This window comes from Bacteroidota bacterium (assembly GCA_030706565.1).
GTDB lineage: Bacteria > Bacteroidota > Bacteroidia > Bacteroidales > JAUZOH01 > JAUZOH01.
Genome location: JAUZOH010000321.1, coordinates 1 through 4,363 on the forward strand (window position 1 = coordinate 1; position 4,363 = coordinate 4,363).

General features: G+C 38.3%; 6 protein-coding genes. 2 read left to right on the plus strand and 4 right to left on the minus strand.

The window, feature by feature from the left end:
* Together Q8907_13305 and purD are read right to left on the minus strand one after the other, a co-directional pair.
* The coding region (locus tag Q8907_13305; protein ID MDP4275248.1) for a hypothetical protein at nucleotides 1–620 on the minus strand (620 nt) is incomplete at its 3' end.
* Between the two features lie 20 nt (nucleotides 621–640).
* A complete protein-coding gene (purD, locus tag Q8907_13310; GenBank protein MDP4275249.1) occupies nucleotides 641–1,909 on the minus strand; it encodes a phosphoribosylamine--glycine ligase in 1,269 nt (422 codons plus the stop codon).
* Between the two features lie 195 nt (nucleotides 1,910–2,104).
* On the opposite strand from purD, the gene Q8907_13315 reads away from it, so the two are divergent.
* Together Q8907_13315 and Q8907_13320 are read left to right on the plus strand one after the other, a co-directional pair.
* On the plus strand, nucleotides 2,105–2,815 hold the full coding sequence (locus Q8907_13315; GenBank protein ID MDP4275250.1) for a methyltransferase: 711 nt from the start codon (nucleotides 2,105–2,107) through the stop codon (nucleotides 2,813–2,815).
* A 151-nt stretch (nucleotides 2,816–2,966) separates the two neighbouring features.
* A complete protein-coding gene (locus Q8907_13320) occupies nucleotides 2,967–3,278 on the plus strand; it encodes a hypothetical protein (protein ID MDP4275251.1) in 312 nt (103 codons plus the stop codon).
* Nucleotides 3,279–3,282: 4 nt separating this feature from the next.
* Here the strand turns inward: Q8907_13320 and Q8907_13325 are convergent, their stop codons facing one another.
* Together Q8907_13325 and Q8907_13330 are read right to left on the minus strand one after the other, a co-directional pair.
* Nucleotides 3,283–3,786 (minus strand): RNA polymerase sigma factor, encoded by a 504-nt coding sequence (locus Q8907_13325; GenBank protein MDP4275252.1) that lies wholly within the window; start codon nucleotides 3,784–3,786, stop codon nucleotides 3,283–3,285.
* 257 nt (nucleotides 3,787–4,043) lie between these two features.
* The coding region (locus Q8907_13330; protein MDP4275253.1) for a class I SAM-dependent methyltransferase at nucleotides 4,044–4,363 on the minus strand (320 nt) is incomplete at its 5' end.

A 4,363-nucleotide genomic window follows, 5' to 3' on the forward strand; every position in this document is an offset into this window, starting at 1 on the left:
AGGTAGAAATACTCGCCTTTAAAATAATAAAAACAAAAATCCACAAAAACATAGGGTACGGCTATGCCTATGATTGTTTGAATCCATGAACGCCAGCTGATAGGTCTGAAAATAATCAAGGCTATCCAAAGCATTAAAATATAAAAGATAAGATTAGGATAGAAGAAGCTCCCAACGGAAATTAAAATAGCTGCATCAAAGTAATTATAGGTAACCTTATCTTTTGCATAAGCACCTAAAACCCGGTCAATCGCTAAAACCAGGAAAGGGATACCGATCAGGGCAGCATTAAACCGTTGAATAGGGAAATAACTCCCGGCCAGCAGTAAAAAAAACAAAGAATGGAAATAGGTACGGTCAGTTAAAATATATTTGGTCCCAATTCTGACCAGGAAAAAAGAGATAAGGACCAACAAGCTAAATGTCAATCCAATAGAAAATTTAGGTATCCCGTCCACCAATCTTTCCAGCTCCAGATAAAAAGGCATTTGTCCTGGCGGTGAAGGCACAACTCCATGGACATAAACCCGCAAATAGGTTTGAATCCATAAAAGCGCTCCTGTCAGAACAATAAGAAACAACGTTAAAACCCTAAAACTCCTGAATATTCTAAAAAACATTCCCTAAAAAAATTATTTATTTAGATATCAAAACCTATATCTTTTCTAAAATATCTTCCTTCAAACTGAACTAAATCAGCATTTTTATAGGATAACTTAAGGCCATCTGCTTTGGTATCCCCAAAAGATGTAATTGCAAGCACCCTGCCCCCATTGGTGAGTATTTTCCCATCCTGCAATTTTGTCCCTGCATGAAATACCAGGCTGTCCTTGACATTTTCAAGGCCCATAATTTCTTTCCCCTTTTGATAAGGGCCAGGATAACCTCCAGAGGTCAACATGACCGCAGTGGCAAAGCGGCTATCGGCTTCACACTTTTTTTCTTCCAACTTACCCTGAGCCAGGCCTATAAACAATTCCACCAGGTCGCTCTTCAACCTGGGCATCACCACTTCAGTTTCAGGATCACCCATTCTGACATTATATTCGATAACATAAGGATTCCCTTCAACATTGATTAATCCGAAGAAAATGAAACCTTTATAAGGAATATGCTCCTCATATAGTCCTTTAATCGTAGGTTGAATAATACGCTGCTCTACCTTACCCATGAAATCTTTATCAGCAAACGAAACAGGAGAAACAGAACCCATGCCTCCAGTGTTTAATCCCGTATCGCCCTCTCCTACCCGCTTGTAATCTTTAGCTTCGGGCAAGAGTTTATAAGATTTCCCGTCGGTAAGTACAAAAACAGACAGTTCAATACCTTTCAGAAATTCCTCAATAACAACGGTATTACCGGCTTCTCCGAATTTTCCTTCAAACATTTTGGCCAGTTCTGTCTTTGCTTCAGAAATTGAGTTCAAAATCAATACCCCTGTCCCTGCAGCCAGACCATCGGCTTTCAGGACATAAGGAGGTTTCAATTCAGACAAAAATTCAAAAGCCTCATCCATCTCCTCTTTCTTAAAGCTTTTATAGCGGGCAGTGGGAATATCGTGCCTTCCCATAAATTCTTTGGCAAATTTCTTGCTCCCTTCAAGCTTTGCACCAGCCTTTTGAGGGCCAATCACGGCGATGTGCCTTAATTTTTCCTCAGATAAAAAATAATCATGAATCCCGTTCACCAATGGATCTTCCGGCCCTACCACCAACATATCAACCTGATGCTCCACAGCAAATTTCCCAATAGCATCAAAATTGTCAACGGGGATATTCACGTTTTCACCTAATGCAGCTGTGCCCGCATTACCCGGAGCAATGTACAGTTTGTTCAATAAACTGCTTTGGGTTATTTTCCAGGCCATAGCATGTTCCCGGCCACCTGAACCAATAAGGAGTATATTCATGATCAATGAAATTATCTTAAATTTTTTAAACTTAACAGAAAAATTGATAGGGCGAAATTACGCAAAAAATAATTTTGCCTCAGTTAAATACCCTTCTTTATTTTTTTGCTACTTTGCGAAATTGAAAAAACGCTGATTAAAAATGGAATATACTATATTAATTGATAGTTTCCACCCTTAATTCCAACGTAAACAATGTCCAGCAATAACTTCCGTTTTAAAAAATTCACTGTGTGCCATGACCGTTGTGCCATGAAAGTAGGCACAGACGGTGTATTGCTTGGTGCCTGGGCAGAAACAGATAATGTACACACGGCGCTTGACATAGGTACAGGAACAGGATTAATTGCAATCATGCTTGCCCAAAGATCAAAGGCCACAATAGACGGAATTGAAATTGACAAACTGGCTTTTCAACAGGCCCTGGAAAATGTAGACCACTGCCCCTGGAAAGAAAGAATCCAGGTCCGGCATGTCTCTTTCCAGACTTATTGCAAAAACGAAAATAAAAAATACGACCTTATCGTATCAAATCCACCTTATTTCAGCAATTCTTTAAAAGCCCCGGATTCTCAAAGAAGTGTAGCCCGTCATAATGATATCCTTCCATTTAAGGATCTTGTACAGGGAATTCCACCCCTGTTGGCAGATGAAGGGAAATTTTGCCTTATCCTTCCCTCTGAATCAGAAACTTTTTTTCTTGAAATAGCCAAAACTTACGGGCTATCCTGTTCAAAAATCACCAGGGTTAATTCAAAACCGGGCAAATCTCCATACCGTTCGCTGATTGAACTGATGAAAAAACCCCAGGTTACCCAAACCTCTTTGCTTACAGTTGCAGAAAACGACGGATCCTATAGCAGGGAATACAAAAAACTTACCGCTGAATTCTATCTGGCATTTTAGCATTTTCTAGGTACAGGTTTATATTGATAAGCAGGTTTAATAAGTTGAATATTAGTTTAAAATTAATTATTTATTATATTGAGATATCAATAATTATTTTTATCTTCAATTACTCAAATAAGAGCTGCCTCAAAATAAAAATTCTGAAATCATGAAGACAATACCCGTATCAAAGGAAAAACTTAAAAATTTTCTGGCCGAACGGCTCACCAGGAATGTACTCCAAGCAGATGAAACAGAATTATATCATGTCATCAGGCATGAAGCAATCGGTGGTTTTAATAAAATGGATGACAAACAGTTATGCAATCAGATGTTTGAAGCCATTCCTGAATTCGAATTATGCGAATTTGCAGGGACTGATGAAAAAAACATTTTCATCTCCCTGAAACCGCAGTATTCAGATAACGAAGAGAACATCCTGGTTGATATCAAACGCGTGATACAGACTAAAATAATCTGAAGAATCATTGATATTCGTTAAGCGACTTCATCAGTTTTTTCCTTGAGAAAAAAATCCTGCTTTTTACCGTGCCGATTTTTAAATCGAGCTGGCGGGCAATCTCTTTATACTTATAGCCATTGTTGTACATAGTAAAGGGCAGTTTCAGGTCGCTTTCCAGTTTTTCAATCTCTCTGGTTATTTCCTTTGCCGAATAATCCGTATCCGGAGCGTAGAATTGAGGTTCTTTACCTGCATTCAGGTAATACAAATCATTGGTATTATCAAAAGCAGTGTTTTCGCGCACCGAACGGCGATAATTATTAATAAAGGTATTCTTCATGATGGTATAAGTCCATGCCTTAAGGTTGGTGAAATCGGCAAATTTATTACGATTCGCCAAAGCTTTCAGGTAGGTATCCTGTACCAGGTCATCAGCATCATCGCGGTTATAAGTCAGGCTTCGGGCATATTGTTTCAGATTCTTCTCCAGACCTATCAATTGGTGATTAAATTCCATCGCTGTCATAGTCCTTAGCTTTTATTTTTGCTTTTCTTATACAAAAATAATACTGAACTGCCTATATTTCAAATTTGACAGGGCCACGGGAGGGGGTTATTTAGACCTTTTCTAAATAATATTATCAGCGTAACACATTGATTATCAATATATTATTCTTATTTAGAATGATTCAATATAAATTATAAATTTATTATATAGGCTGAAAGGGAAAGCCAAATTGGCAGTTGGCTTTCGATAATTTTGTCAGGCTTTTTCTCTTCAATTTACTTTTTACGGATAATTGTCAGTCCATCCCTCAAAGGGAAAATAACCTTTTCCACCCTTTTGTCATTCAGCACCATTTCATTGAATTCCAGTATCCCTCGGGTCGAACCGTCGGGCCGAGTAGCTTCGGTAACAACTTTCCCGCTCCACAAAACATTATCAGCCAGGATAAAACCTCCTGGACGAACCTTATCAAAAACCAGATTATAGTAAGCCGAATATTCATTTTTTTCACCGTCAATGAAAACCAGGTCAAATGAATAATTCAGCTGGGGAATTAGGGATAAGGCATCTCCTAAATGTAACTTAATTTTATCTG